This is a genomic window from Klebsiella terrigena, from assembly GCF_006539725.1.
GTDB classification, from domain to species: Bacteria; Pseudomonadota; Gammaproteobacteria; order Enterobacterales; family Enterobacteriaceae; genus Klebsiella; species Klebsiella terrigena.
Genome location: NZ_BJNO01000012.1, coordinates 133,159 through 159,592, shown reverse-complemented (window position 1 = coordinate 159,592; position 26,434 = coordinate 133,159). Strand labels below are relative to the sequence as shown.

The window sequence follows — 26,434 nt, the reverse complement described above, 5'->3', positions numbered from 1 at the left end:
TTCATGAAAAGTGACCGGACGCCGCCCGGATCGGGCGCTGCGCGCCGCGTTCCGCGTGCTCATCTACCGGCAACTGCAACATAAAAGCCTACTGTCGCCGCCTCACCCCCATATTTCACTCTATCCCCGCTCCTGCTTTATCGTTCATTCCGAATACCCGCATGACGAAAATAAATGTGAGTTAAATCACATATAAAAATATAACAATTATATAACATTTGTTTTACTAATTGATTTGTCTAAGTGACGTGGTACGCCCGACGAGACAGATTGCAGTCTTTGCTGGAGCAGAATAACAATGGTAGAAAGCAGTATTAACGAACGGGGATCGCTGAAACACGCTGATACCCGCCGTCGCATATGGGCGATTGTTGGAGCATCCTCGGGGAATTTGGTCGAATGGTTTGATTTTTATGTCTACTCATTCTGCTCTCTCTATTTTGCGCATATCTTCTTCCCCTCAGGAAACACCACCACCCAGCTGCTACAAACCGCAGGCGTATTCGCCGCCGGCTTCCTGATGCGCCCCATCGGTGGATGGCTGTTTGGCCGTATTGCCGATCGCCGTGGCCGCAAGACCTCAATGCTCATCTCGGTGTGCATGATGTGTATGGGATCGCTGGTTATTGCCTGCCTGCCGGGCTACGCGACGATCGGCACATGGGCTCCCGCACTCCTGCTGCTGGCCCGCCTTTTCCAGGGCATCTCGGTCGGCGGTGAATACGGAACCAGCGCAACTTACATGAGTGAGGTTGCCGTTGAGGGGAAGAAAGGCTTCTACGCATCCTTCCAGTACGTAACGCTTATCGGCGGGCAGCTGCTGGCGGTCCTGGTGGTGGTGGCGCTGCAGCAGATTCTCAGCGATGAACAGCTGCACGCCTGGGGATGGCGTATTCCTTTTGCGCTGGGAGCTGTAATGGCGGTAGTGGCGCTATGGCTCCGGCGTCAGCTGGATGAAACTTCGCAGCAGGAGACCCGGGCGCTGAAAGAAGCTGGATCCTTTAAAGGATTATGGCGTAATCGCCGGGCATTTATGATGGTGCTGGGCTTTACCGCCGCCGGCTCGCTAAGCTTTTACACCTTTACGACCTATATGCAGAAATACCTGGTCAATACGGCTGGAATGAGCGCCAGTACGGCCAGCATGATTATGACCGCCGCTCTATTTTTCTATATGCTGGCTCAGCCGCTATTTGGTGCGCTATCGGACAGGATTGGCCGGCGAACCTCAATGCTCTGTTTCGGCGTACTCGTGACCCTCTTTACCGTACCGATTTTGAGCGCATTACAAAATGTCACTTCACCGTATGCCGCATTCGCGCTGGTTATGTGTGCCTTACTGATCATCAGTTTCTATACCTCGATCAGCGGTATTTTAAAGGCGGAGATGTTCCCGGCTCAGGTACGTGCACTAGGCGTTGGGTTATCCTACGCGGTCGCCAATGCGCTGTTCGGCGGTTCGGCTGAATATGTCGCATTGCTGTTAAAATCAGTCGGAGCAGAACACGCGTTTTACTGGTATGTCACCGTCATGGGAGCGTTAGCTTTCTTCGTCTCCCTGATGCTGCACCGTAAGGGCAAGGGATTACGCCTGTAGATATTACTGATGCGCCAGCTGCCACACCGCGTAACCGGTTGTGGCTCCGGCCACGTCCCAGGCAAAATCTTTCCAGCTCCAGCCGCTCCCCGCCGGGCGGCTATCCCACAGCTCCTTCGATGCGCCCAGGCTTACCGAAAACATAAAGCCGATGGCGGCGCTGCGATCGCGGCTGTAACCCTGGTGCTGCGCGTATTCGTTACCCGCTGCGGAGAGCATGGCTGAGGCGATAAAGTGCTGGGCCTTATCCTGGCCGTGCCATGAATCATTGGCCATATGGCTACAGCCGCTCAGCAGCAGAGGAGCGATGATGATGACTTTACGCATAACGATCCCATAAAAAAGCCCCGGCGAAGCGGGGCTGGAATTCAGAGAATACGGCTGATTAGCCGGTCGATACGGATGCGCCTCAGGCGGCGAATCAGCTTACGCACTTTTACCGGATACTCGGCGATGCTTTGCAGGTCGCGATAGTGCTTAACCACCGTCGTATGCTGGCGAATCAGATGCAGCTCTTTTTCACGCATCGCGCCAAGCTGGTGCTGCGGATCGTGGATAAGAATGGCGTTTTCCAGATCCAGGCGCCAGGCGCGCGGATTAAGATTATTGCCGGTCAGCAGCATCCATTCGTCATCAACCCACATGCCTTTCAGGTGATAGCTGTTATCGTCATCCTTCCACAAACGGACAATCAGCTGATCGGTGTTAACATAGTATTGCAGCCGGCTCAGGAAGCGGCGTAGGTTGATCTCATACAGATAGGGGAGCGCGCCGATAATCTTAAACGGCTGATCTTCAGGAATATAGAAGTCGTTTGCCGTCTTATCGCCGACGATAATTTCTACCGTCTTCCCGCTGCGCAGCAGCTGGATGATATTACGCACCAGCAGGGCCGGAAGGTTAAAGTACGGCGTACAGATAGTCAGCTTCCGTTCCGCGCAGGGCATCAGATGGAAGATGGTTTTGTTCAGCAGACTTGATTTCCCGAGGCCAACCAGCGGCGTTACCGACAGCCGATCGTTTTCCGCATCGCCGACATAATGATAGCCGCTATCCCGAAGTTCCTGGCGGTACTGACGGATATCATTTTTAATTTCCGGGCTTTTCGGACGATCGGCTCTGTCGAGGCGATTCACGCCGCGGCCTTCGACCAGATTATGCTCCACCCAGTCGAACATCACGTCGGCCATTTTGCCGTTGCGAATGCACTGATAGCGGTCGTAGCGATACTTATCGTGCTGATGAAGATAAACATCATTCAGGCTGGCGCCGCTGTAGAGCACGCACTCATCAACGATGAAACCTTTAAAATGCAGTACGCCGAGCGCCTCGCGGGTATTCACCGGCACGCCGTAAACCGGGATATCAACGCCAGGATTTTCCTGCGCCATGCGGCAGTACCAGTCGGCGTTGGTGTTGGCTGCCGCAGCGCCAATGCGCCCGCGCTGGGCTCGGTGCCAGTCAACCAGGATGCGAACATCTAATTCTGGACGCTGGCGTTTGGCGTCATAGAGTGCCTGCAGAATTCCTTTGCCGCCATCATCTTGCTCCAGATAGAGCGCAATAATGCAAATACGCTGAGTGGCGTGAGCTATCTTTGCCAGTAACGCTTGCCGAAAATCTGCCGGAGCGTAAAAGAACTCGATATCATCAACTGACTGAGAAAGCTTAGGGAGTTGGGCAAGGTGTTGTTGATGTTTATTGCGCTTAAATTTTGACAACATCACAGTGCGTTTCTTCTCTGTTTATTGAAGGGTCTTCTGTACCATGCAGACGACGTAAGCGGGCAATAATAACATTACTACCCGCTAAAGTGGTCAACAATTGCGGTCGTCAGTTTATGATTGTTGCGCTGAAAATTGCAGGGACAAGCTGACAATCCCGTCTTCCAGCTGAATATCCACCTTAAAGCCAAGCTTCCTGGCAAGAGCAATCATGCCCCTGTTATTGGGCATTGTGATCCCGTTTAACCGCTGTAGACCGTGGCTTTGCGTATAGGTAATCAGCTTTTCCATCAGCCTGCGGCCTAAACCTAATCCCTTCAAATCAGAGCGGACCAGGACGGCGAATTCCGCATCAATGTTATCGGGATCGGAGATCGCACGCGTAACGCCGAGGATCTCCGATCCCTCTGCGCTCGCGCGTACCGCAACAAAGGCCATTTCTCGATCGTAGTCGATCTGCGTCATATTGGCTAAATCATCGTGAGTAAATTCATTGATCTCGCTGAAGTAGCGGTAATAGAGATCTTCTTTGGTCACCTGAGCGATAAAGGCCAGCAGCTGCGGTTCATCTTCGGGCAAAATTGGGCGGAACAGGCAGCGTTCGCCATTTTTCAACACCACCCACTCCTCCTGCTGCTGGGGATAAGGGCGTATCGCCAGCCGGCTTTCGCTATCGCCGGTGAACGGGGCAAGACCTAGCGTCACGTCGAGCGCGGTAAACTCGTTGCCGGACGCCAGCAGAGGGTGGATATCCAGCCGCTGGATCTCCGGGCAGTCGACGATAAGGTTCGACACCTGAACCAGCAGCTGGCTTAAGCCGGAGATATCCAGCGGGCGCAGGGCGCTACGGCCACGGATCTTTTTGCTTTTGATCGCCTGAATAACCAGATAGCGGGCCAGGTTCATATTGAGCGGCGGCAGGGCGACGGCGGCCTGATCCTCCGCGCGCCATTCGACGCCGCCTTCACCCAGCATAATCAGCGGCCCGAAGACCGGATCCTGTTCAACGACCACCCGCAGCTCCTGCGCTCCGGCGCGATTTGCCATGCTTTGAACCAGCAGGCCATGAATACGCGCCTGCGGCCAGGTCATTTTGACCCGGTCAAAAATAGCATCTGCCGCCTGCTGTACTTCGGCGGCGGTACGCAGATAGAGCATTACGCCCTGAACTTCTGACTTGTGCGGGATATCCGGGGAACGCAGCTTCAGCGCGACCGGGTAGCCAATTTGCTCGGCGATGTGCACCGCCTCGGCGCTGTCGGCGGCAATCCACGTCGGCAGGGTATGGATACCATAGGCGCGCAGCACGGGGCTGACTTCGTGGGTATCTAAGGTAGTTGCGCCTTCGGTTATTGCCCGCTGCAGCAGCGTATGGGCTTCTGCAGTGTTGGCCGTCACCGTATCCGAAAGCACCGGCGTTTCCCGCAGCTGCTTCTGGTTACGTCGGTACTCCACCATATGCATAAAGGCGGTGATGGTGCCTTCCGGCGTACGGTAGGTTGGCAGACCCGCATCGCTAAACAGGCGCCGGGCTTCCTGAGACGAGTATTCGCCGCACCAGTTCGTCAGCACCGTAACGTACTTGCCGCGCGGATGGTTTTTTAAGGCGTCAATCAGCGCCAGCGCGCTTTCGGTTCCCGGCGCGGCCGCGCTCGGAGAGTGAATGACCAGCAGGGCATCATAATCCTGACTATCCAGCAGCACGTTGAGGGCCTTGAGATAGTGCTCGCTGCTGGCATCGTCGCGCAGATCCAGCGGGTTAGCGATATCGATACTTCCCGGCAGCGCCTGCCGCAGCCTGTCGCCGGTATCGTCGCTTAGCGAGGCAAGTTTGCCATTGCGCAGCCAAAGCTCGTCCAGCGCCAGCGCCGCAGGAGCTGCGCCGTTGCTGACTATCATTAATTTCTCGCCGCGCAGGGGGCGCATATGGCTCAGCGTCTCGACGGCGGAGAAGAGCTCATGGGTATCCTGCACCCGCAGCAGGCCCGCGCGCTGAATCGCGGCGTCCCAGGCCGGGTCCATCCCCGAGTTGACGTGCAGCAGCTTTTGCGCCGCCGGGCTGCGTCCGCTTTTAATCACCAGAATCGGCTTATTGCGCGATGCGCTGCGGGCCGCGGAAACAAAGCGGCGGGCGTCGCTGAGGTGTTCGAGATAGAGCAGAATGGCGCTGGTTTTGCTATCGCGGGCGAGGAAATCGAGCAGATCGTCAACGTCGATATCCAGGCTGTCGCCCAGCGCAATAAAGTATGAGAAGCCCATCTCGCGCTGCTGCGCCCAGTCAAGAATGGTATTCGACACCGCGGCAGACTGGGAGATAAACGCCAGCTTGCCCCGGCGAATTGGCACCGGCGAAAAGCTGGCATTCAGCCCTTGCCAGGGCGCCAGCAGCCCGAGACTATTTGGGCCCAACAGCCGCATCTGATAGCGGGCGGCACGCTCGAGCAGCGCCGGATACTGCTCCGGCGGGGAGGAGAGAATAATGCAGGTTTTGCAGCCCTTTTGCCCCAACGCCTCAAGCAGCTCAAGGTTTCGCCGGGCGTTGGTGCAGAGTACGGCAAGGTCGGGAGTAAACGGCAGGCTGTCGATAGTCGGCCATGCCAGCACGCCCTGAACGGCTTTCCATGCCGGAGTGACCGGCAGGACCGGGCCGTTAAAGCCCCCGGCCAACAGGTTGCGCATCATCAGATAACCGGCACGCTGTGGTTTCATTGACGCGCCAATGACGGCGATCGATTTTGGCCGCAATAATGCTTCCAGGCCTCGTTGGCTCATACCGGTCTCCTTTGATCCCCAGTGACCGGATGATTTTAAACGTTTTCCGCCTCTTGTGCTGTGATACTGCCCTTATGATGCGTCTTTCCTGCCAGATAGCGGCTTCTGAACAGGCTAAAGTGATCGCCGAGCGCGCCCGCGGCGTTTGTGTCTCCGGCGAGATCCAGCAGGGCAATGGCCACTTCCGCCGTACAGTATTGTCCCTCAGCGTGGGCCTCTCTCAGGTGATAGGCCGAAATACGCGACAGATCGACGGAAATGACCGGCAGCGCGTCAAGATACGGGCTTTTACGGAACATTTTTCGCGCTTCGGTCCAGGTGCCGTCGAGCATGATAAACAGCGGCGGTTTTCCCGCAGGCGGCGAGCTCAGCACCTTGCGCTCCGTTCCGGCATACGACGCCGGGAAAACGACCATTGGCTGGTAGTCAGGATTGGCGACCAGATCGAGCAGCGCCTGCGGCGGCTCGGTTCGCGACCACTGAAACGCCTCGGTGTCCGGCAGGATATCGGCGATAAGACGCCCGGTGTTGCTTGGCTTCATCGGCTCAGTATCGAACATCACCAGGCAAAAGCGGCTGCTGGCCGCTGCGGGGGCGAGGGTTGCGCACAGGCACTGCTTCAACGGCAGCAAACAGCGCTGGCAGCGGTGGACTCGATTACCGCGAGCAAGAAAAGGTCGGGTCGCGCGCGCGAGACGTTCGGCACGCAGGCGAAGAACGGCGTTATCAATCATGGGGTGTCGCTAAAAGAAAACGCCATTGTCGCAGAGGAGAAAACGGGGCACAAGCGCTGCCCCGTCAGGTTTACTGCTGGTTGGCCTCGTTAAGCCAGCTGTCGAACGGCGCCTTAGGTACCGCTCCGTTCAGCATGTCGATGACTTCGCCGTTTTTAAACATCATAATGGTCGGAATGCTGCGAATGCGAAAACGCGCGCTCAGCTCACGTTCAGCTTCGGTATTGACCTTCACGAAGCGCATTTGGCCGCTGCGTTCTTCCGCAACGTCTTCAAAGATCGGGGCGAAATTACGGCAGGGTCCGCACCACGGGGCCCAGAAATCGACAACAACCGGCAGATCGTCCTTCAGCAGTTTATCCAGCATTGCCCCGGTCGCGTTGATGACGTCGCCGTCAAAAAGATCGTGGCCGCAGCGCCCGCACTTAGCGCCATCGGCGCTACGATCGTCGGGGATGCGGTTCAGAGCCTGACAACTGGCACAAACGGTATTCATAACTAACCTCTGGTTATGGGTTGCAGCGCGGCACGTGGCCGATTTGTATCTGTAATGTTACATATTATCGATTAGGTACCGTTAAACAACAATGCGTTTTGTTCGATGAATACGATAGACCCTATCTTTTAAACGAAATAATGGCGAAGCGGTGATACATCGGGTAATCTGCGCGCTTCGCGCAGCGCAGGTGGAGAAAATTGATGAGCGACGAACTGAAAAATAAAAGCGGCAAGGTCAAAGTGATGTATGTCCGCAGTGATGATGATTCTGACAGACGCACCCATAACCCGCGTACCGGGAAAGGGGGAGGGCGCCCAGGAAAATCTCGTGTTGACGGCCGTAGCCGCCCTGCCCGCGATGAAAGAAACAGCCGCGGTGATGACCGCAAACGTGACGATCGCAAACGCGATGATTTCGATCGTGAAGGGGGCTCACCGTGGCGTACCGTTTCACGTGCACCGAATGATGAAGCCGCAGCCAAGCCGGATCACGGCGGGATCAGCGGTAAAAGCTTTATCGATCCGGAAGTGCTGCGCCGTCAGCGTGCGGAAGAGACCCGCGTGTATGGCGAAAATGCCTGCCAGGCGCTTTTCCAGAGCCGTCCGGACGCTATCGTTCGCGCCTGGTTCGTGCAGAGCGTCACCCCGCGCTTTAAAGAAGCCCTGCGCTGGATGGCCGCCAACCGTAAAGCCTATCACGTGGTTGACGAAGCCGAGCTGGCGAAAGCATCCGGCACCGAGCACCACGGCGGAGTTTGCTTCCTGATTAAGAAACGTAACGGGACTTCCGTTGCGCAGTGGGTCGCTAAGGCCGATGCAGAAGATTGCGTACTGGCGCTTGAAGACGTCGGTAACCCGCACAATCTTGGCGCCATCATGCGTAGCTGCGCCCACTTCGGCGTGAAGGGCGTGGTGGTTCAGGATGCCGGCATGCTGGAATCCGGTGCGGCCATTCGTACCGCAGAGGGCGGCGCCGAGCACGTAGAGCCGATTACCGGCGATAGCTTCCTCGACACGCTGGAGCAGTTCCGCGCAGCGGGCTATGCGATTGTGTCTACCTCCAGCCACAACGGGACGCCGCTCTACAAAGCCGAGCTGCCGAAGAAAATGGTGCTGGCGTTAGGCCAGGAGCGCGATGGTCTGTCTGATGCGGCGATCTCCAGCGCGGATCTGAACGTGGCTATCGAAGGCACCGGCAACGTCGAAAGCCTGAACGTCTCCGTCGCGACCGGCGTTCTGCTGGCCGAATGGTGGCGCCAGAACAAGGCCTGATGCCCGGTCTGTCTGAAAAAAATGCCAGCATAATGCTGGCATTTTTGTTTTTACGCTTAGCGTAACGGGCGCGGGATCCGGCTACTCCTCGGCGGCCGGTAGGGTCGGCATCCAGTCAATCGGCGCTTCGCCGCGTTCGGCCAGCCACTGGTTGGCCTGGACAAAATGGTTGCTGCCGAAAAAGCCCCGGTGAGCGGAGAGCGGGGACGGATGCGGCGCCTTTAGCACGCAGTGGCGCTGGCGGTCGATGATGGCACCTTTCTTCTGCGCGTGCGCGCCCCACAGTAAAAACACAACCCCTTCCCGATGCTCGTTGATCAGCGAAATAACCTTATCGGTAAAGGTTTCCCAGCCAAGGCTGGCATGAGAATGCGCCTGCCCCGCGCGTACCGTTAATACCGTATTGAGCAGCAGTACGCCCTGGCGCGCCCAGCTTTCAAGATAACCATGCGCGGGACGGCTGAAGCCAGGGATGGTTCCCTCCAGCTCTTTATACATATTCAACAGCGACGGCGGAGTTTGGATCCCCGGGAGTACGGAAAAGGCCAGACCGTGCGCCTGTCCCAGCCCGTGATAGGGATCCTGCCCGAGGATAACCACTTTTACATCCCCGATCTCGGTATAGCGAAAGGCGTTGAAAATATCTTTTTGCGGCGGGTAAATCGTTATGCCCGACTGGCGCTCTTCGGCGACGGTTTTCAGGGTATTCACAAAATAGGGCTGTTGCTTCTCTTCCGCCAGCACGTCATGCCAGGTCAGTGGGGTGGTCATCATGCTCTCCTGCAAAGGGGTATCGCTATAGCTTAACTGCTTCTTTCTGCATAACAAAATCGCTGCCGCTTTGCTGACGTTTCGCCTGCAAAAATAGTTGAAAATTTACAAAATTATTTGGCATTCGCTATGGCGTAACTTGATGTAAAACAATAATATCCCTTCATACCCACTTTTAATTAGTGGTTTTTGTTGATTTGGGTCAATGAATACCGGGTGTTCGGCTGATATATATACACTCATACAACAATGGTTTTACCAATTGGCCATGAACGGGCCAACAGAACGAATAAATATTGCCTAAGGGAGGCATCACATGATTACAGGTATCCAAATTACTAAAGCTGCAAACGACGACCTGCTGAACTCTTTCTGGCTGCTGGATAGCGAAAAGGGCGAAGCGCGCTGCCTGTGTGCAAAAGGCGGTTTTGCTGAAGATGACGTGGTTGCGGTGAACAAGCTCGGCGAAATCGAATACCGTGAGATTCCGCTCGACGTTAAACCGGAAGTGCGCGTTGAAGGTGGTCAGCACCTGAACGTTAACGTCCTGCGTCGTGAAACTCTGATGGATGCGGTTGAACATCCGGAGAAATATCCGCAGCTGACCATCCGCGTATCCGGCTATGCGGTACGTTTTAACTCTCTGACGCCAGAACAGCAGCGCGACGTTATTGCACGTACTTTCACTGAAAGTCTGTAAGCGTTAGCAAAAACCCCCGGTTCAATCGAGCCGGGGGTTTTTTATTATCTCAGGCTAGCGCTCCTGCCTTACCAGCAGCGTGGTGAGGGTGAACGACAATACGATGGCGATCGCCACGCCCGACAGCGCAAAGATAAAGTAGGGGCCGATGTAAGCCGGCAGGCTAAAAATGCTCGACAGAATGTAGCCATACAGCCGTACGCCGAAGAAAGCGATAAAGGCTGAGGCCAGCGAGCTGGCAACGGTGGCCGCGACGAACGCTTTTTTATAGCGCGTTAAGACGCCGAACAGCGCGGGCTCGGTGATCCCAAGCAGTGCGGAAATTGCCGCAGACAGCGTAACCGTGCGCTGCTGGCGATCTTTACTCACGCGCCAGATAGCAAAGGTCGCGCCCGCTATCGACATGTTGGCCATAAACATCATCGGCATCAGCATGTCGTAACCGCGATCGCTGAAGTTTTGCAGGGCAATGGGCGTCATGGCGTGATGCATTCCGGTGAGGATCGCGACCGGGCGGATAGCGCCCACCACCAGTCCGGCAAAACTCGCGGAGATGCCGAACAGACCTTCAATAAACCACGCCAGCGCTTTGCCAAGCCAGATGCCAACCGGACCAATAATCACCAGCGCCGCCAGCGCGCCGATAAACAGCGCCAGCGTCGGCGTGAAAACGGTTTTCAGCACCTCGGGCATAATGCGATCGACCCAGGCATAGATATATTTCAGCGCCAGCACGGAGAAAATAACCGGGATCACGCTGGAGGCGTAGTTGAATACCGGGATCGGGACGGCGTTTAGCAGCCACAGCGCGGAAGCCGCCCCATCGTGATGGGCCGCCAGCGCCTTCGCGGCGTCAATCAGCGTCGGATACATCAGGCAGGCAGCAACGGCGATGGCCAGATACTCGTTGGTCTTAAAAATCTTTGCCGCCGAGACGGCAAGGAAAAAGGGCAGGAAATAGAATACGCCGCTGGCGATAAGGTCGATGATCATCACGGTATCGCTATTTTGCGGTACCGCTTTCAGCGCGATCAGTCCGGCCAGCAGGCCTTTTATCATCCCGGCTCCGGCAATGGCCGGCACGATCGGGCCAAAAACGCCCGACACGGTATCCATAAACAGCGATACCAGCCCCTTGCGCTGGTGGGGTTTTTCCGCAGCCTCGCTGCCGACGGGACCTAATGCCGCGAGCAGGCGTTCATACCAGCTGCTGACCTTCGGCCCGATGATGATTTGAAACTGATCGCTCTGCAGCTGCGCGCCGAGCACGCCGGGTAGTTTCTTGATCTCTTCTTTTTCTACTTTGTTATCATCAATTAAATCAAAGCGTAATCGGGTCATACAGTGCCAGACGTTATTAATATTTTCTTTTCCGCCAATCAGCAAAATAATTCTGCTGATTGCATCTTGCGTCTCCATACCGGCTCCTGGATTAATGTGTAGTGCTGTTTGCGTCGTCAAATGGTAAATAAGCCAAACTATAAAAACAAACCAATAAAATATGATTTCAATCACAAATTACCGTGGTTAAGGTAGTTGTGAGCGGTTTTTATCTAAATTGGTACGGTTTTTAATGAAATTAAATCCATTTTTCGAACCAAAATTTTATTAAATAAAAAGGTTTACCTTGTCTAATAAATAGGGCGAAGATAATTGGCATCATCTTTTATTTTTGCCGCAGGGAGCCTTGCCGTGAACGCTACGCTAATTACTGATATTGAGTGTTTTATCACCCGCCCCGATCGTCATAACCTGGTCACAGTACGCGTTACCACCGACAAAGGCACCGTGGGCCACGGCTGCGCGACTTTCCAGCAGCGTCCGCTGGCGGTCAAAACGATGGTTGATGAATACCTTAAGCCGCTGCTGCTTGGCCGTGATGCCAACAATATCGAAGACCTCTGGCAGATGATGAACGTCAATGCCTACTGGCGAAACGGGCCGGTAATGAATAACGCGATCGCCGGCGTTGATATGGCGCTATGGGATATCAAAGCCCAGCTGGCGGGAATGCCGCTGTATCAGCTTTTTGGCGGCAAATCGCGTGACGCTATCCCAGCGTATACCCATGCCAGCGGCGAGACGCCGGAAGCGCTGTTTATCGCCGTTGAACGTCTGCTGGAGGAGGGCTATCGCCACATCCGCTGCCAGCTCGGTTTTTATGGTGGCACGGCGCAGGAGATGCACACGCCGGAGAACCCGACGCCGGGCGCCTATTACGATCAGGATGAGTACATCAGGAATACGGTTGAGATGTTCCGGCTGCTGCGAGCGCGCTACGGACATCGTTTCCATATCCTCCATGACGTCCACGAAAGGCTTTTCCCGCAGCAGGCGCTGCAGCTGGCAAAGCAGCTCGAGCCGTATCAGCCGTGGTTTATTGAGGATATTTTAGCGCCGCAGCAGAGCGCATGGCTGGCGCAGATCCGCCAGCAAAGCGCGATCCCACTCGCGATGGGGGAGCTGTTTAATAATCCGGCTGAATGGCATGACCTGATTGTTAAGCGACAGATCGATTTTATCCGCTGCCACGTTTCGCAGATTGGCGGGATTACGCCGGCCCTGAAGCTGGCGGTTCTCTGCCAGGCCTTCGGCGTGCGCGTGGCGTGGCACGGGCCAGGCGATATGACGCCGATTGGGGTTGCGGTCAATACCCACCTGAATATCCACCTCAGCAATGCCGCAATCCAGGAGTTTATACCGCGTTCTGAGGCGACCGATGCGGTATTCCCCGGCGCGCCCGTCGTCAATAACGGGTTTATCTACCCGCCAACGGCAGCAGGCATTGGCGTCGGCTTTAATCAGCCGCTGGCGCAGGCATATCCGCTTGTCTATCGTCCGCATGAATGGACGCAGAGCCGCCTGCCTGACGGCACGATCCATACGCCATAGCTAGTCCGAGGGGGCCTGGCGGAAGGTTAAGTTATCGCGGTTATGCGGGATAACGTAGGTACAGGAGTAGTTGATATCGATGATATCGCTGATTTCATACACCTGACCGCCATCGAGAATCCCTCGATTGTTAATGTGCATGGCCGGGATACCCTTTTTACAACCCAGCAGAGCGGCCTGCTCCCGGCTGACGCTCACCGCCTGATAGGTGGTGAGTAAATGTGAAATTTGATAGCCCTTGGCCAGCACATACTGCTGCAGGGATTGCTCGATAACCTCCCGGCTAAGATCGGCAAAGGCGGCGGCCGGCATCCGCGAAATCTCAATCTGCAGCGCCACGTTATCGACGAAGCGCAGGCGGCAAAATTGCCAGATAAAATCCTCATCCGTAATGCCGAAAATCTGCTGCTCCTCGCGGTCGGGGCGCTTTTTATGCAGGCTGATTGTCCGATAGCGCATCCGATCGAAACGCTTTTCGGTGATGGAGTTATAGACCAGCGGATTGTTGCTCATCCGCTCGTTAATCCAGATCCCTGAGCCCTGCACGATACGTATGACGCCGATGTCGGCGAGTTTTTCCAGCGCCTGGCGGATAGTAAACCGCGAGACGCCATACTCCTCCGCCAGCCGGCGTTCAGGCGGGAGCTTGCGGGGGCCGGGGTCATTGTGCTGGTAGATTTTGCTGAGCAGATCCTGGGTGACGAAATCTTTTTTTTTCATAACGATCAATTCCTGACTCACCGGCTCAAGGACGCGCCCGATACCACTCCCCGCAGCGCTGTCACCGCAGGCGTAAATGCAAAAAACGCCGGGATATCCCGGCGTTGTTTTATTCTTAGCTCGACTGCTGCGGCGTATCGCTGCCGCTCGGCTTACGACGCTTGCCGACATTTTTAGCATCGCGGTGACGTTTCTTCACGCGCGGCTTTTCTTGTTCCTCTTTTTTCTTCTCTGCGCGCTTGGCCAGCACCTTCTTGGAAGGCTTGCCGGTTTGCTTCTCGCTCGGCGCGCGAGTTGAAGGGCGCAGTTCGTCGATAACGCGTGCCTTCAGCGGCTCGTCAATGTAGCGACCGATTTTGCCCAGCAGCAGGTGGTCATGCGCCTCAACCAGAGAGATTGCCACGCCTTTCTTCCCGGCACGACCGGTTCGGCCGATACGGTGCAGATAGGTATCCGCGGTGCGCGGCATATCGAAGTTGAAGACGTGGCTCACGTCCGGGATATCGATCCCGCGCGCGGCAACGTCGGTGGCAATCAGCACGTTCATGCGGCCATCGGTCATGCGCTTAATCGCTTCGTTACGCTTCGCCTGCACCATTTCGCCTTCCAGCCAGCAGGTGTTGATACCGGCTTCACGCAGCCAGGATGCCAGCTCATGAACGCGCTCGCGCTTGCGCACAAAGACGATAGAGCGGGTGGCGTCCGGCTGTTGCAGCAGGTTTATCAGCAGGGCGGTTTTATGCTTAACGTCATCGGCGCGGTAGTACCACTGATGGATTTTCTTCCGCTCGCGGGTGGAAGGGGATGCGGACACCTCCACCGGCTCTTCCAGCAGACGCTCGGCAAAATCTTTGATGGCATCGCCTTCGAGGGTCGCGGAGAACAGCATGGTCTGCTTACGCCAGCGGGTTTCGCCGGCAATATGTTCGATATCCTGAGCGAAGCCCAAATCCAGCATTCGGTCCGCTTCATCGAGGATCAGCGTTTCTACGGCGCGGCAGTCGAAGTTCTCTTCTTTAATATACTGCAGCAGGCGGCCGGTGGTGGCGACCACGATATCCTGGTTTTCGCTGAACACTTCCGCGTGGTTCATGTACGCGACGCCGCCGGTGATGGTGGCGATATCGAGATGGGTGTGCGCCGCCAGCTCGCGCGCATGGTCAGCAACCTGCATCGCCAGCTCGCGGGTTGGCGTCAGGATCAGAATACGCGGAGGCCCTGACTTCTTGCGCGGGAAATCAAGCAGGTGCTGCAACGCTGGCAGCAGATACGCCGCGGTTTTACCGGTGCCGGTCGGGGCTGAACCGAGAATATCACGGCCATCGAGCGCAGGCGGAATAGCGGCGGCCTGAATGGCTGTCGGGCGTGTGAAACCTTTTTCCTGGAGGGCTTCCAGCAGGTTTTCGTCGAGTTCAAGTTCGGAAAAAGTCGTTACAGTCATTATCTACCTCTGAGTGGACCGACGATTATAGACGTTACGCGCGCAATGTTCATCTGTTTGTAAGGCTATCTGTTCTCCGGTATTGTGCATAGCCTTAAGCTCAGGAGTTTTTGCCCGCAAGGTTGTTAGGATGTCTCAGTCGAAGTTTGCGCTGCCGCGCAATGGTTTTACGTTTAAACAATTCTTTGTCGCTCACGACCGCTGCGCAATGAAAGTGGGTACCGACGGTATTCTGCTCGGCGCGTGGGCGCCGATTGCTCAGGTTAAGCACGTGCTGGATATCGGGACCGGCAGCGGCCTGCTGGCCCTGATGCTGGCTCAGCGTACCGGAGAGCAGGTGGCGCTGGATGCGGTTGAACTGGATGAAGAGGCGGCAGAACAGGCGCGGGAAAACGCCGTTGCTTCACCATGGCCCGCCCGTATCCAGGTACATCAAGCCGATATTCAACAGTGGCAGCCGCCGCAAACCCGACGCTATGAGCTGATTGTCAGCAATCCGCCTTTTTTTGCCGAAGGCGTGCCCTGCGCAACATCCCAGCGCGAACAGGCGCGATATACGACCACGCTCGATCACGTGACGCTATTAAGCTGTGCCGCTGAGTGTATCACAGAGGAGGGATTTTTCTGCGTGGTGCTGCCGGTGGATATTGGCGACGCGTTTGCCCGACGCGCGCAGACGATGGGGTGGCATCTGCGTTTACGCACCGACGTGGCGGAAACGGAAATGCGCGCGCCTCATCGGGTGCTCCTTGCCTTCTCGCCGACGGCGGGGGAGTGCTTCAGTGACCGGCTGATTATCCGTGGGCCAGAGCAGCAATACTCCGAAGGATTTACCGCGCTGACCCAGGACTTTTATCTCTTTATGTGAGCGTCCGGCGTGAGAACAGACGGCCCGCTGTCCGGCAGCAGATCCGGGTAGTCCAGCGTATAGTGCAGGCCGCGGCTCTCTTTGCGCAGCATTGCACAGCGCACAATCAGCTCGGCAACCTGCACCAGGTTACGCAGCTCCAGCAGGTTGTTGGAGACGCGGAAGCGGGCATAGTATTCGTCGAGCTCCTGCTGCAGCATGGTTATGCGCCGCAGGGCGCGCTCCAGGCGACGGGTCGTGCGCACAATCCCGACGTAGTCCCACATCAACAGGCGCAGCTCGTGCCAGTTATGCTGGATAACTACCAGCTCATCGGGGATTTCAACCTGGCTCTCGTCCCAGGCCGGCAGGTCGGTAACCGCCTGCGCCTGCGGCATGATGCGCCGAATATCTTCGGCGGCCGACCAGCCGTAGACCAGGCATTCGAGCAGCGAGTTGGAGGCCATGCGGTTGGCGCCGTGGAGGCCGGTGTAGCTGACTTCGCCGATAGCATACAGCCCCTCGACATCGGTCCGCCCGTTATCGTCAACCATCACCCCGCCGCAGGTGTAATGCGCCGCCGGCACAATCGGCACCGGCTCTTTCGTCAGGTCGATACCGAGACCGAGTAGCTTCTCGTAGATCATCGGGAAGTGCTGACGAATAAAGGCTTCGGGCTTATGGCTGATATCCAGATACATGCAGTCAACGCCGAGGCGCTTCATCTCATGGTCAATGGCGCGGGCGACGACGTCGCGCGGAGCCAGCTCGCCGCGGGCGTCAAAATCGGGCATAAAGCGTGAACCGTCCGGACGCTTGAGGTGGGCGCCTTCGCCGCGCAGCGCTTCGGTCAGCAGGAAATTGCGCGCCTGCGGATGGTACAGCGCGGTAGGGTGAAACTGATTGAACTCCAGGTTGGCGACGCGACAGCCCGCACGCCAGGCCATGGCAATACCGTCGCCGGATGATACGTCCGGGTTCGTGGTGTATTGATATACCTTGGCAGCGCCGCCGGTTGCCAGAACAACGGCTTTCGCTCCCCAGGTCTCAACCTTTTCTTCATTACGGTTCCAGATCCACGCCCCGACGACCCGACGATCGCCGGGCAGGCCAATCTTGTCAGAAATAATCAGATCGACGGCATTGCTGCGTTCGAGCACGCGGATATTGGGGTGTGAAAGCGCCTGGCTCACCAGGGTGGTTTCCACCGCTTTACCGGTGGCATCGGCGGCGTGGAGAATGCGGCGATGGCTGTGGCCGCCTTCACGCGTCAGGTGATAGCTCTCTTCGCCGTTGGCCTGGACCTGGGTGTCGAACAGCACGCCCTGATCGATAAGCCACTGCACGCAGGGTTTGGCGTTGCTCGCCACGAAGGAGACGGCGTGACGATCGCACAGGCCCGCTCCGGCGATCAGCGTATCCTCCACGTGAGATTCGATGCTGTCCGTTTCGTCAAAGACGGCGGCAATGCCGCCCTGCGCATAAAGGGTGGAGCCTTCGCTGATCGGGCCTTTGCTCAGTACGGTGACCGAACTGTGCTCCGCTAAACGCAAGGCAAGCGACAAACCGGCAGCGCCGCTGCCAATAATCAATACATCACAGGAGAACTCAGGAGTTGTATTCATGGCCTTTGTTTAATTTACTAAACACAATTGAGCCACAATAGCACCAGGTCGTGACGAATCGTACATTTTTTTTACCGTTGGTTGCGGCAACTAAACATGCTGCGCTAAAGCGGCGGGGGAGAAATGAAAGAAAATATTTGCGAAGCAGATCGTTAGCTTCAGATTTTATAGTGAAATATAAACCGTGTTACGTTACCCTTCTCGCGGACCTTACGCTTTTTCCTCATCATCTTACCTGCGCTGAGTAACGGGACATATAATGAGAGATAACAAATCGTCCGCCGTTGCCAGACAAAAATCAAAGGCGTAACGGAACTTTATTGTTTTCAGGTACTCCAATCGACTGCTTGCTCATAATGCAGTGATTGGGTAGTGCTTTGAAGACGCATGGGAATTAGGTTTGGGGAGACATTACCTCGGATGAGCGAGCAGTTAACGGATCAGGTCCTCGTCGAACGGGTCCAGAAAGGAGATCAGAAAGCGTTTAACCTGCTGGTGGTGCGCTATCAGCATAAGGTCGCGAGCCTGGTCTCCCGCTACGTGCCGCAGGGCGATATCCCGGACGTTGTTCAGGAGTCGTTCGTAAAAGCATGGCGTGCGCTGGATTCTTTCCGGGGAGATAGTGCTTTTTATACCTGGTTATATCGTATCGCCGTAAACACGGCGAAGAATTATCTGGTTGCTCAGGGTCGTCGCCCACCGTCCAGCGATGTTGATGCCAATGAGGCTGAAAACTTCGAAAGCGGCGGGGCGCTGAAAGAAATTTCGAACCCTGAGAACTTAATGTTGTCAGAAGAACTGAGACAAATAGTTTTTCGTACCATTGAATCGCTCCCGGAAGATTTACGCATGGCAATTACCTTGCGGGAGCTTGATGGCCTAAGCTATGAAGAGATAGCCGCTATCATGGATTGTCCGGTAGGGACGGTACGTTCGCGTATATTCCGGGCACGAGAAGCTATTGATAATAAAGTTCAACCGCTAATCAGGCGTTGACGATAGCGGAATACTGAAAAGGGTATCAGGCATGCAGAAAGAAAAACTTTCGGCCTTAATGGATGGTGAAACGCTGGATAACGAACTGCTTAATGAGCTGAGCGGTTCTTCTGAAATGCAAAAAACCTGGGAGAGCTACCATCTCATCCGCGATTCGCTGCGAGGCGACACCGCCGAGATGCTCCACTTTGATATCTCAGCTCGCGTGATGGCCGCCATCGAAAACGAGCCCGTTCGCCAGACGGTGCCGCTTATTCCCGAATCTCAGCCGGCACCGCACCAGTGGCGTCAGATGCCTTTCTGGCAGAAAGTGCGCCCGTGGGCCAGCTCGCTTACGCAGATGGGCGTCGCCGCGTGCGTATCGCTTGCTGTTATCGTCGGCGTCCAGCAGTATAATGGGCAAACCGAATCATCTCAGCAGCCTGAAGCACCGGTGTTTAATACCATGCCGATGATGGGCAAAGCGAGTCCGGTGAGCCTGGGCGTACCGGCAGATGCTTCCGCAGGAACCGGTCAACAGGTGCAGGTCCAGGAGCAGCGTCGCCGCATTAACGCCATGCTGCAGGACTATGAATTACAGCGTCGCCTGCATGCCGAACAGCTTCAGTTTGGTCAAGCCCAGACTCAGCAGGCCGCCGTTCAGGTACCGGGTTATCAAACTTTAGGAACGCAATCGCAGTAATGAAGCAACTTTGGTGTGCCATGTCGCTCATGGCAGGCAGCCTGTTCTTCTCTGTCAACGCCTCGGCTGATACCTCTTCCGGGGCGTTGTTGCAGCAAATGAACCTGGCTAGCCAGTCCCTCAATTATGAGCTGTCCTTCGTCAGCATCAACAAACAGGGCGTTGAGTCGCTGCGTTATCGTCACGCGCGGCTGAACAATCAACCTCTCGCTCAGCTTTTGCAGCTCGATGGTCCCCGTCGTGAGGTTGTGCTGCGCGGTAATGAAATCAGCTACTTCGAGCCTGGGCTCGATCCGTTCACCCTGAACGGTGACTACATCGTTGATTCCCTGCCTTCACTGGCCTATACCGATTTCAAACGCCTGGCGTCCTACTACGACTTCATCTCCGTGGGACGTACGCGTATTGCCGATCGCCTGTGCGAAGTGATCCGCGTGGTGGCGAGAGACGGCACGCGCTATAGCTATATTGTCTGGCTCGATGCGGAAACCCGGCTGCCGATGCGGGTTGATTTGCTCGACCGCGATGGCGAAACCCTGGAGCAGTTCCGGGTTGTGTCCTTTAGCGTTGGCGATAAGGTAAGCAGCAGCATGGAGACGCTGGCGAAGGCTAATTTGCCTCCGCAGCTGTCGGTGCCGGAAGGTGGCGATAAAGCTAACTTCAACTGGGCGCCAGCCTGGCTACCGCAGGGCGTCTCCGAGATATCCAGCAGCCAGCGCCGTCTGCCAACCTTCGACGGCCCGGTTGAATCTCGCCTCTATTCGGACGGGCTGTTTAGCTTCTCGATCAACGTCAATCGCGCAACTGCGAACAGCAGCGATCAGCTGCTACGCACCGGGCGTCGTACCGTGAGTACCACGGTACGTGACAGCGCGGAGATAACCGTGGTGGGCGAACTGCCGCCGCAAACGGCTAAGCGCATTGCCGACAGCATCAAATTCAAGGCCGTACAATGATTAAAGAGTGGGCGACCGTCGTTTCCTGGCACAACGGGATGGCGCAGGTGCACTGCGATGTCAAAGCGTCCTGCAGCAGCTGCGCTTCGCGCGCCGGCTGCGGTAGCCGGGTGCTGAATAAGCTGGGGCCGCAAACCAGCCACACTATCAGCGTGCACAGCGCAGAACCGCTGAGTGTCGGGCAAAAAGTGGAGCTCGGCATCGCGGAAAGCAGCCTGTTAGGCTCCGCGCTATTAGTGTATATGGCGCCGCTGGTCGGGCTGTTTGTGATGGCATCCCTTTTCCAGGTGCTGTTCTCTAATGATTTTGCCTCCCTCTGCGGCGCGATACTTGGCGGCGTTGGCGGGTTCCTGGTCGCGCGCGGGCTCTCCCCCGGCCTGGCCGCTCGTCAGTCGTGGCAGCCGATCATCATTAGCGTGGGTTTAGCGCCCGATTTAGTGCGTATTGAAACACCCTCTTCAGAAGCAGGTCAGTGATTCCACTGGCCTTTATTTTTTATTTACCGCTCCCGTAAGATCCCGCCATTTACTCCGGTGATGCCAGCTGTAAGAGCATTTCCTGGTTTCAAGGATGTAGTGTAGAATGCGGCGTTTTCGGATTAAAAAACGTCAGGCACAGAACAGTGGCCTCATGATACGCGTAAGGCATAATTAACTCTAAATATGAAGAATATACGTAACTTTTCAATCATCGCCCACATCGACCACGGTAAGTCTACGTTGTCTGACCGTATCATCCAGATTTGCGGTGGCCTTTCCGATCGTGAAATGGAAGCCCAGGTACTGGATTCCATGGATCTTGAGCGTGAGCGCGGCATTACTATTAAGGCGCAGAGCGTCACCCTGGATTATAAGGCCACCAACGGTGAGACCTACCAGCTGAACTTTATCGACACCCCGGGACACGTCGACTTCTCCTATGAAGTGTCGCGCTCTCTGGCCGCCTGCGAAGGCGCGCTGCTGGTTGTCGATGCCGGTCAAGGAGTTGAAGCCCAGACGCTGGCTAACTGCTATACCGCGATGGAGATGGACCTCGAAGTTGTGCCGGTCCTCAACAAAATCGACCTGCCTGCGGCCGATCCGGAACGCGTTGCGGAAGAAATTGAAGATATCGTCGGCATTGACGCCGCCGATGCGGTGCGCTGCTCGGCGAAGACCGGCGTAGGCGTTCCGGACGTGCTGGAGCGACTGGTGCGCGACATTCCGCCGCCGGAAGGCGATCCGGATGCCCCGCTGCAGGCGCTGATCATCGACTCCTGGTTCGATAACTATCTCGGCGTTGTCTCGCTGGTGCGTATTAAAAACGGCACCATGCGCAAGGGCGACAAGATTAAGGTTATCAGTACCGGACAGGTTTATAACGCCGATCGCCTCGGTATCTTTACGCCGAAGCAGGTCGACCGTACCGAGCTGAAGTGCGGTGAAGTTGGCTGGCTGGTGTGTGCGATTAAAGACATCCTCGGCGCGCCGGTAGGCGATACCCTGACCACTTCCCGTAACCCGGCTGACAAAGCGCTGCCTGGTTTCAAAAAGGTCAAACCGCAGGTGTACGCCGGCCTGTTCCCGGTGAGCTCTGACGATTACGAAAGCTTCCGCGATGCGCTGGGCAAACTGAGCCTCAACGACGCCTCTCTGTTCTATGAACCAGAAAGCTCGACGGCGCTGGGCTTTGGCTTCCGCTGCGGCTTCCTTGGCCTGCTGCACATGGAGATCATCCAGGAGCGTCTTGAGCGCGAATACGATCTGGATCTGATTACCACGGCGCCAACGGTAGTTTATGAAGTTGAGACGACGTCGAAAGAGGTTATCTACGTCGATAGCCCGTCCAAGCTGCCGCCGCTGAATAACATTTACGAGCTGCGCGAGCCTATTGCCGAGTGCCATATGCTGCTGCCGCAGGAGTTCCTCGGCAACGTCATCACCCTTTGCATCGAGAAGCGTGGCGTGCAGACCAACATGGTTTACCACGGTAAACAGGTTGCGTTGACCTATGAGATCCCGATGGCAGAAGTGGTCCTCGACTTCTTCGATCGCCTGAAGTCAACCTCTCGCGGCTACGCGTCGCTGGACTACAACTTCAAGCGCTTCCAGGCCTCCAACATGGTGCGCGTCGATGTGCTGATCAACAGCGAGCGCGTTGATGCGCTGGCGCTGATTACCCACAACGATAACGCTCCGTACCGCGGCCGCGAGCTGGTAGAGAAGATGAAAGAGCTGATCCCGCGTCAGCAGTTCGATATCGCGATTCAGGCGGCAATCGGCAACCACATCATCGCCCGTGCTACCGTTAAGCAGCTGCGTAAAAACGTCCTCGCGAAATGCTATGGCGGCGACGTGAGCCGTAAGAAGAAGCTGCTGCAGAAGCAGAAAGACGGTAAGAAGCGCATGAAGCAAGTGGGTAACGTTGAGCTGCCGCAGGAAGCGTTCCTCGCCATTCTGCACGTGGGTAAAGACGGAAAATAACCATTAAGGAGTTGGCATGGCGAACATGTTTGCCCTGATCCTGGTGATCGCAACCCTGGTAACGGGGCTTTTATGGTGTCTGGATAAGTTTATCTTCGCACCGAAGCGTCGCGCAGGTCAGGCCGCAGCCCAGGAAGCGACCGGTGAAGGTCTGGATAAAACAACGCTGAAGAAGGTCGGCCCGAAACCGGGCTGGCTGGAAACGGGGGCCTCGGTGTTCCCGGTGCTGGCGATCGTGCTGGTGGTGCGTTCATTTATTTACGAACCCTTCCAGATCCCGTCAGGCTCAATGATGCCGACGCTGCTGATCGGCGATTTTATTCTGGTAGAGAAGTTTGCTTACGGGATTAAAGATCCTATCTATCAGAAAACGCTGATCGAAACCGGGCATCCGAAGCGCGGCGATATCGTGGTGTTTAAATACCCGGAAGATCCGCGCCTCGACTACATCAAGCGCGCGGTGGGTTTACCGGGTGATAAAGTCACCTACGATCCGTTGGCCAAGCAGGTCACTATCCAGCCGGGATGCAGTTCCGGACAGGCGTGCGGCAACGCGCTGCCGGTCACTTACTCTAACGTTGAGCCGAGCGATTTCGTCCAGACTTTCTCTCGCAGCAACGGCGGCGAAGCGACCAGCGGATTCTGGCAGCTGCCGAAGGGCGAGAGCAAGGCGGACGGTATCCGTCTGACCGAGCGCAAAGAGACGCTGGGTGACGTTACCCACCGTATTCTGACCGTGCCGATTGCCCAGGATCAGGTGGGGATGTACTACCATCAGTCCGGTCTGCCGCTGGCGACCTGGATTGTGCCGCCGGGCCACTATTTCATGATGGGCGATAACCGCGATAATAGCGCGGATAGCCGCTACTGGGGCTTTGTGCCGGAAGCCAACCTGGTGGGTAAAGCCACGGCTATCTGGATGAGCTTCGAAAAACAGGAAGGCGAGTGGCCAACCGGCGTGCGTTTATCGCGCATCGGCAGCATCCACTAATTTCCCTGTTCGATTCACGCTGCCGCTGCAATATCGGCAGCGTGAATTATTTAATATTTAAATCCATCCAAACTAACGACATCCCTTGTGGTTGCGTATAGAATATCCCCCCGAAGTTTTGGTTGTCTCTCGTAAGAGTGACACTGCACACGAAACCGCGTTGGTTGTTTATTCTCTCAATAATTTGGGTTGCAGAAAGGCGACAAGCAAGCGCGCATGCAACGTGAAGTTGGCGAGAATGCTCAGGTCGGTTTCGTGTGCTGCATTTTTGACGCATTCATCTATTGGTAACGCATGAACCCCATCGTAATTAATCGGCTTCAACGGAAGCTGGGCTACACTTTTAATCATCAGGAGCTGTTGCAACAGGCATTAACTCACCGCAGTGCCAGCAGCAAACACAATGAGCGCCTGGAATTCTTAGGCGACTCTATTTTGAGTTTTGTGATCGCGAATGCGCTCTACCATCGTTTCCCTCGGGTTGACGAAGGCGATATGAGCCGCATGCGCGCGACGCTGGTACGAGGCAACACGCTGGCGGAAATCGCTCGCGAGTTCGAGCTGGGTGAATGTCTGCGTCTGGGGCCGGGTGAATTGAAAAGCGGTGGCTTCCGTCGTGAATCGATTCTGGCAGATACCGTCGAAGCGTTAATTGGCGGAGTCTTCCTCGACAGCGATATTCAGAATATCGAACGTCTGATCCTCTCCTGGTACCAAACTCGTCTGGACGAAATTAGCCCGGGCGATAAGCAAAAAGATCCGAAGACCCGACTGCAGGAGTATCTGCAGGGTCGCCATCTGCCGCTGCCATCTTATTTGGTAGTTCAGGTGCGCGGGGAAGCACACGATCAGGAATTTACTATCCACTGCCAGGTTAGCGGCCTGAGTGAACCGGTGGTCGGCACGGGTTCCAGCCGTCGTAAGGCGGAGCAGGCTGCCGCCGAACAGGCGCTGAAAAAGCTGGAGCTGGAATGAGCGAAGAAAAAAATTATTGCGGGTTTGTTGCCATCGTTGGCCGCCCGAACGTGGGTAAATCCACGCTGTTGAACAAGCTGCTTGGGCAGAAGATTTCGATTACTTCTCGTAAAGCGCAGACCACCCGTCACCGCATCGTCGGCATCCATACCGAAGGGCCGTATCAGGCAATCTACGTTGATACCCCGGGCCTGCATATGGAAGAGAAGCGGGCAATCAACCGCCTGATGAACAAAGCGGCGAGCAGCTCGATTGGCGACGTTGAGCTGGTGATCTTCGTTGTTGAAGGCACCCGCTGGACCGCGGACGACGAAATGGTGCTGGGCAAGCTGCGCGACGCCAGGGCGCCGGTTATTCTGGCGGTGAACAAAGTCGATAATGTGCAGGAGAAGGCCGATCTGCTGCCGCACCTGCAGTTCCTGGCAAGCCAGATGAACTTCCTCGATATCGTGCCGATTTCCGCGGAAACCGGGACTAACGTCGATACCATCGCCGGGATTGTGCGTAAACATCTGCCGGAAGCGATTCATCACTTCCCGGAAGATTACATTACCGATCGCTCCCAGCGCTTTATGGCTTCTGAAATCATCCGTGAGAAGCTGATGCGCTTCCTCGGGGCCGAGCTGCCGTACTCCGTAACGGTAGAGATCGAGCGTTTCCAGACCAACGAACGCGGCGGTTATGATATTAACGGCCTGATCCTGGTTGAGCGCGAAGGTCAGAAGAAGATGGTTATTGGCAACAAAGGCGCCAAAATCAAAACCATCGGTATTGAAGCGCGTAAAGACATGCAGGATATGTTCGAAGCACCGGTTCACCTCGAACTGTGGGTGAAGGTCAAATCCGGCTGGGCCGACGACGAGCGCGCGTTGCGTAGCCTCGGTTACGTTGACGATCTCTGAGTTTGCTACTCCATGGCTTTCGAGGTGCAGGCAGGCGGCAAGACCGCGAGTCTCCGGGAGCTTACTGTCGTAAGCGACCGGGGTGACTGTACGCAGCCGGCGCGCCTGCAACCTGAAAGACGACGAGTATGATGGAAGGCTGGCAGCGCGCTTTCGTCCTGCATAGCCGCCCGTGGAGCGAAACCAGCCTGATGCTGGACGTCTTCACGGAAGAGTCGGGCCGCGTGCGTCTTGTTGCCAAAGGCGCGCGTTCCAAACGCTCCAGTCTGAAAGGCGCTCTCCAGCCATTTACCCCCTTACTGCTCCGCTTTGGCGGCCGTGGCGAAGTCAAAACGCTGCGCAGCGCCGAGGCCGTTTCGCTGGCGCTACCGCTCAGCGGGATTACGCTCTATAGCGGCCTCTACGTCAATGAGCTGCTCTCCCGGGTGCTCGAACATGAAACCCGCTTCTCTGAACTCTTTTTCGACTACCTGCACTGCCTCCAGGCGCTCGCCGGCGCGAGCGGTACCCCAGAGCCGGCTTTACGCCGCTTCGAGCTGGCCCTGCTCGGGCATCTGGGCTACGGCGTCGATTTCCTGCACTGCGCCGGCAGCGGCGAAGCGGTCTCCGATACCATGACCTATCGCTACCGTGAAGAAAAAGGCTTTATCGCCAGCCTGGTTATTGATAACAACAGCTTTACCGGGCACCATTTGAAGGCGCTGGCTAACCGTGAGTTCCCGGATAGCGATGCCTTACGTGCTGCCAAACGCTTTACCCGTATCGCCCTGAAGCCGTATCTTGGCGGCAAGCCGCTAAAGAGCCGGGAGCTGTTTCGCCAGTTTATTCCCGCCAGAGCGGCGCGAGCAGATAAAACAAATAATGAACAATGAGGATT

Annotated in this window: 24 protein-coding genes; 14 read left to right on the top strand and 10 right to left on the bottom strand. The window is 56.2% G+C overall.

Annotation, left to right across the window (positions count from 1 at the left end; all coding sequences use genetic code 11):
- Positions 1 to 298 precede the first annotated feature (298 nt).
- On the top strand, positions 299 to 1,597 hold the full coding sequence (locus RTE01_RS14945) for an MFS family transporter (RefSeq protein WP_134527309.1): 1,299 nt from the start codon (positions 299 to 301) through the stop codon (positions 1,595 to 1,597).
- Positions 1,598 to 1,600: 3 nt separating this feature from the next.
- Here the strand turns inward: RTE01_RS14945 and RTE01_RS14940 are convergent, their stop codons facing one another.
- From RTE01_RS14940 to trxC, 5 genes are all read right to left on the bottom strand, one after another.
- Positions 1,601 to 1,924, bottom strand: a complete 324-nt coding sequence (locus RTE01_RS14940) for a YfiM family lipoprotein (RefSeq protein WP_134527306.1) — start codon at positions 1,922 to 1,924, stop codon at positions 1,601 to 1,603.
- A gap of 41 nt (positions 1,925 to 1,965) precedes the next feature.
- A complete protein-coding gene (pssA, locus tag RTE01_RS14935; RefSeq protein ID WP_134528605.1) occupies positions 1,966 to 3,321 on the bottom strand; it encodes a CDP-diacylglycerol--serine O-phosphatidyltransferase in 1,356 nt (451 codons plus the stop codon).
- Between the two features lie 114 nt (positions 3,322 to 3,435).
- The gene (locus RTE01_RS14930) at positions 3,436 to 6,093 is read right to left on the bottom strand and encodes a bifunctional acetate--CoA ligase family protein/GNAT family N-acetyltransferase (protein ID WP_115192102.1); all 2,658 of its coding nucleotides are present in this window, start codon (positions 6,091 to 6,093) and stop codon (positions 3,436 to 3,438) included.
- A 35-nt stretch (positions 6,094 to 6,128) separates the two neighbouring features.
- A complete protein-coding gene (gene tapT / locus RTE01_RS14925; RefSeq protein ID WP_115192103.1) occupies positions 6,129 to 6,827 on the bottom strand; it encodes a tRNA-uridine aminocarboxypropyltransferase in 699 nt (232 codons plus the stop codon).
- A 70-nt stretch (positions 6,828 to 6,897) separates the two neighbouring features.
- Complete coding sequence (trxC, locus tag RTE01_RS14920; RefSeq protein ID WP_041146770.1) at positions 6,898 to 7,323, bottom strand: thioredoxin TrxC; 426 nt, start codon at positions 7,321 to 7,323, stop codon at positions 6,898 to 6,900.
- Between the two features lie 203 nt (positions 7,324 to 7,526).
- Here trxC and RTE01_RS14915 point away from each other — a divergent pair, with 203 nt between their 5' ends.
- Complete coding sequence (locus tag RTE01_RS14915; protein WP_041146769.1) at positions 7,527 to 8,597, top strand: tRNA/rRNA methyltransferase; 1,071 nt, start codon at positions 7,527 to 7,529, stop codon at positions 8,595 to 8,597.
- Between the two features lie 81 nt (positions 8,598 to 8,678).
- Here the strand turns inward: RTE01_RS14915 and ung are convergent, their stop codons facing one another.
- Positions 8,679 to 9,368: a uracil-DNA glycosylase gene (ung, locus tag RTE01_RS14910; protein ID WP_141335137.1), complete on the bottom strand. Its 690-nt coding sequence runs from the start codon at positions 9,366 to 9,368 to the stop codon at positions 8,679 to 8,681.
- Between the two features lie 316 nt (positions 9,369 to 9,684).
- Here ung and grcA point away from each other — a divergent pair, with 316 nt between their 5' ends.
- Complete coding sequence (gene grcA, locus RTE01_RS14905) at positions 9,685 to 10,068, top strand: autonomous glycyl radical cofactor GrcA (protein WP_076947771.1); 384 nt, start codon at positions 9,685 to 9,687, stop codon at positions 10,066 to 10,068.
- 54 nt (positions 10,069 to 10,122) lie between these two features.
- Here grcA and RTE01_RS14900 read toward each other — a convergent pair whose 3' ends face one another.
- The gene (locus RTE01_RS14900) at positions 10,123 to 11,487 is read right to left on the bottom strand and encodes a PTS transporter subunit EIIC (protein ID WP_134527303.1); all 1,365 of its coding nucleotides are present in this window, start codon (positions 11,485 to 11,487) and stop codon (positions 10,123 to 10,125) included.
- Positions 11,488 to 11,760: 273 nt separating this feature from the next.
- Here RTE01_RS14900 and RTE01_RS14895 point away from each other — a divergent pair, with 273 nt between their 5' ends.
- Positions 11,761 to 12,960, top strand: coding sequence for an enolase C-terminal domain-like protein (locus RTE01_RS14895; protein ID WP_041146765.1), 1,200 nt, complete (start codon positions 11,761 to 11,763; stop codon positions 12,958 to 12,960).
- On the opposite strand, the gene RTE01_RS14890 is transcribed toward RTE01_RS14895, so the two are convergent.
- Positions 12,961 to 13,680, bottom strand: coding sequence for a GntR family transcriptional regulator (locus RTE01_RS14890; protein ID WP_041146764.1), 720 nt, complete (start codon positions 13,678 to 13,680; stop codon positions 12,961 to 12,963). It lies immediately after the preceding gene.
- A gap of 115 nt (positions 13,681 to 13,795) precedes the next feature.
- Positions 13,796 to 15,121, bottom strand: coding sequence for an ATP-dependent RNA helicase SrmB (gene srmB, locus RTE01_RS14885; protein WP_041146763.1), 1,326 nt, complete (start codon positions 15,119 to 15,121; stop codon positions 13,796 to 13,798).
- Positions 15,122 to 15,251: 130 nt separating this feature from the next.
- Between srmB and trmN the strand changes: the two genes are divergently transcribed.
- A complete protein-coding gene (trmN, locus tag RTE01_RS14880) occupies positions 15,252 to 15,989 on the top strand; it encodes a tRNA(1)(Val) (adenine(37)-N(6))-methyltransferase TrmN (RefSeq protein ID WP_123551844.1) in 738 nt (245 codons plus the stop codon).
- Here trmN and nadB read toward each other — a convergent pair.
- Positions 15,974 to 17,593, bottom strand: a complete 1,620-nt coding sequence (gene nadB, locus RTE01_RS14875) for an L-aspartate oxidase (RefSeq protein ID WP_041146761.1) — start codon at positions 17,591 to 17,593, stop codon at positions 15,974 to 15,976. The two genes, trmN and nadB, sit on opposite strands and share 16 nt — an antisense overlap.
- A 420-nt stretch (positions 17,594 to 18,013) precedes the next feature.
- Here nadB and rpoE point away from each other — a divergent pair, with 420 nt between their 5' ends.
- The 9 genes from rpoE (at position 18,014) to recO (ending at position 26,429) form a co-directional block, all read left to right on the top strand.
- Positions 18,014 to 18,589 carry an RNA polymerase sigma factor RpoE gene (rpoE, locus tag RTE01_RS14870; RefSeq protein WP_041146760.1) on the top strand — a complete coding sequence of 192 codons (576 nt, stop codon included), beginning with the start codon at positions 18,014 to 18,016 and terminating at the stop codon, positions 18,587 to 18,589.
- Positions 18,590 to 18,620: 31 nt separating this feature from the next.
- The gene (rseA, locus tag RTE01_RS14865; protein ID WP_041146759.1) at positions 18,621 to 19,271 is read left to right on the top strand and encodes an anti-sigma-E factor RseA; all 651 of its coding nucleotides are present in this window, start codon (positions 18,621 to 18,623) and stop codon (positions 19,269 to 19,271) included.
- The gene (rseB, locus tag RTE01_RS14860) at positions 19,271 to 20,227 is read left to right on the top strand and encodes a sigma-E factor regulatory protein RseB (protein WP_041146758.1); all 957 of its coding nucleotides are present in this window, start codon (positions 19,271 to 19,273) and stop codon (positions 20,225 to 20,227) included. The genes rseA and rseB overlap by 1 nt, the downstream gene beginning before the upstream one ends.
- Positions 20,224 to 20,703 carry a SoxR-reducing system protein RseC gene (gene rseC / locus RTE01_RS14855; protein WP_141335135.1) on the top strand — a complete coding sequence of 160 codons (480 nt, stop codon included), beginning with the start codon at positions 20,224 to 20,226 and terminating at the stop codon, positions 20,701 to 20,703. Before rseB ends, rseC begins: the two co-directional genes overlap by 4 nt.
- A 186-nt stretch (positions 20,704 to 20,889) precedes the next feature.
- Positions 20,890 to 22,689 (top strand): translation elongation factor 4, encoded by a 1,800-nt coding sequence (lepA, locus tag RTE01_RS14850; RefSeq protein ID WP_041146756.1) that lies wholly within the window; start codon positions 20,890 to 20,892, stop codon positions 22,687 to 22,689.
- A gap of 16 nt (positions 22,690 to 22,705) precedes the next feature.
- Entirely contained in the window at positions 22,706 to 23,680 is a 975-nt protein-coding gene (gene lepB / locus RTE01_RS14845) for a signal peptidase I (protein WP_041146755.1), read from the top strand.
- Positions 23,681 to 23,974: 294 nt separating this feature from the next.
- On the top strand, positions 23,975 to 24,655 hold the full coding sequence (rnc, locus tag RTE01_RS14840; RefSeq protein ID WP_041146753.1) for a ribonuclease III: 681 nt from the start codon (positions 23,975 to 23,977) through the stop codon (positions 24,653 to 24,655).
- A complete protein-coding gene (era, locus tag RTE01_RS14835; protein WP_041146752.1) occupies positions 24,652 to 25,557 on the top strand; it encodes a GTPase Era in 906 nt (301 codons plus the stop codon). The genes rnc and era overlap by 4 nt, the downstream gene beginning before the upstream one ends.
- A gap of 131 nt (positions 25,558 to 25,688) precedes the next feature.
- Entirely contained in the window at positions 25,689 to 26,429 is a 741-nt protein-coding gene (gene recO, locus RTE01_RS14830) for a DNA repair protein RecO (protein ID WP_041147718.1), read from the top strand.
- Positions 26,430 to 26,434 lie beyond the last annotated feature (5 nt).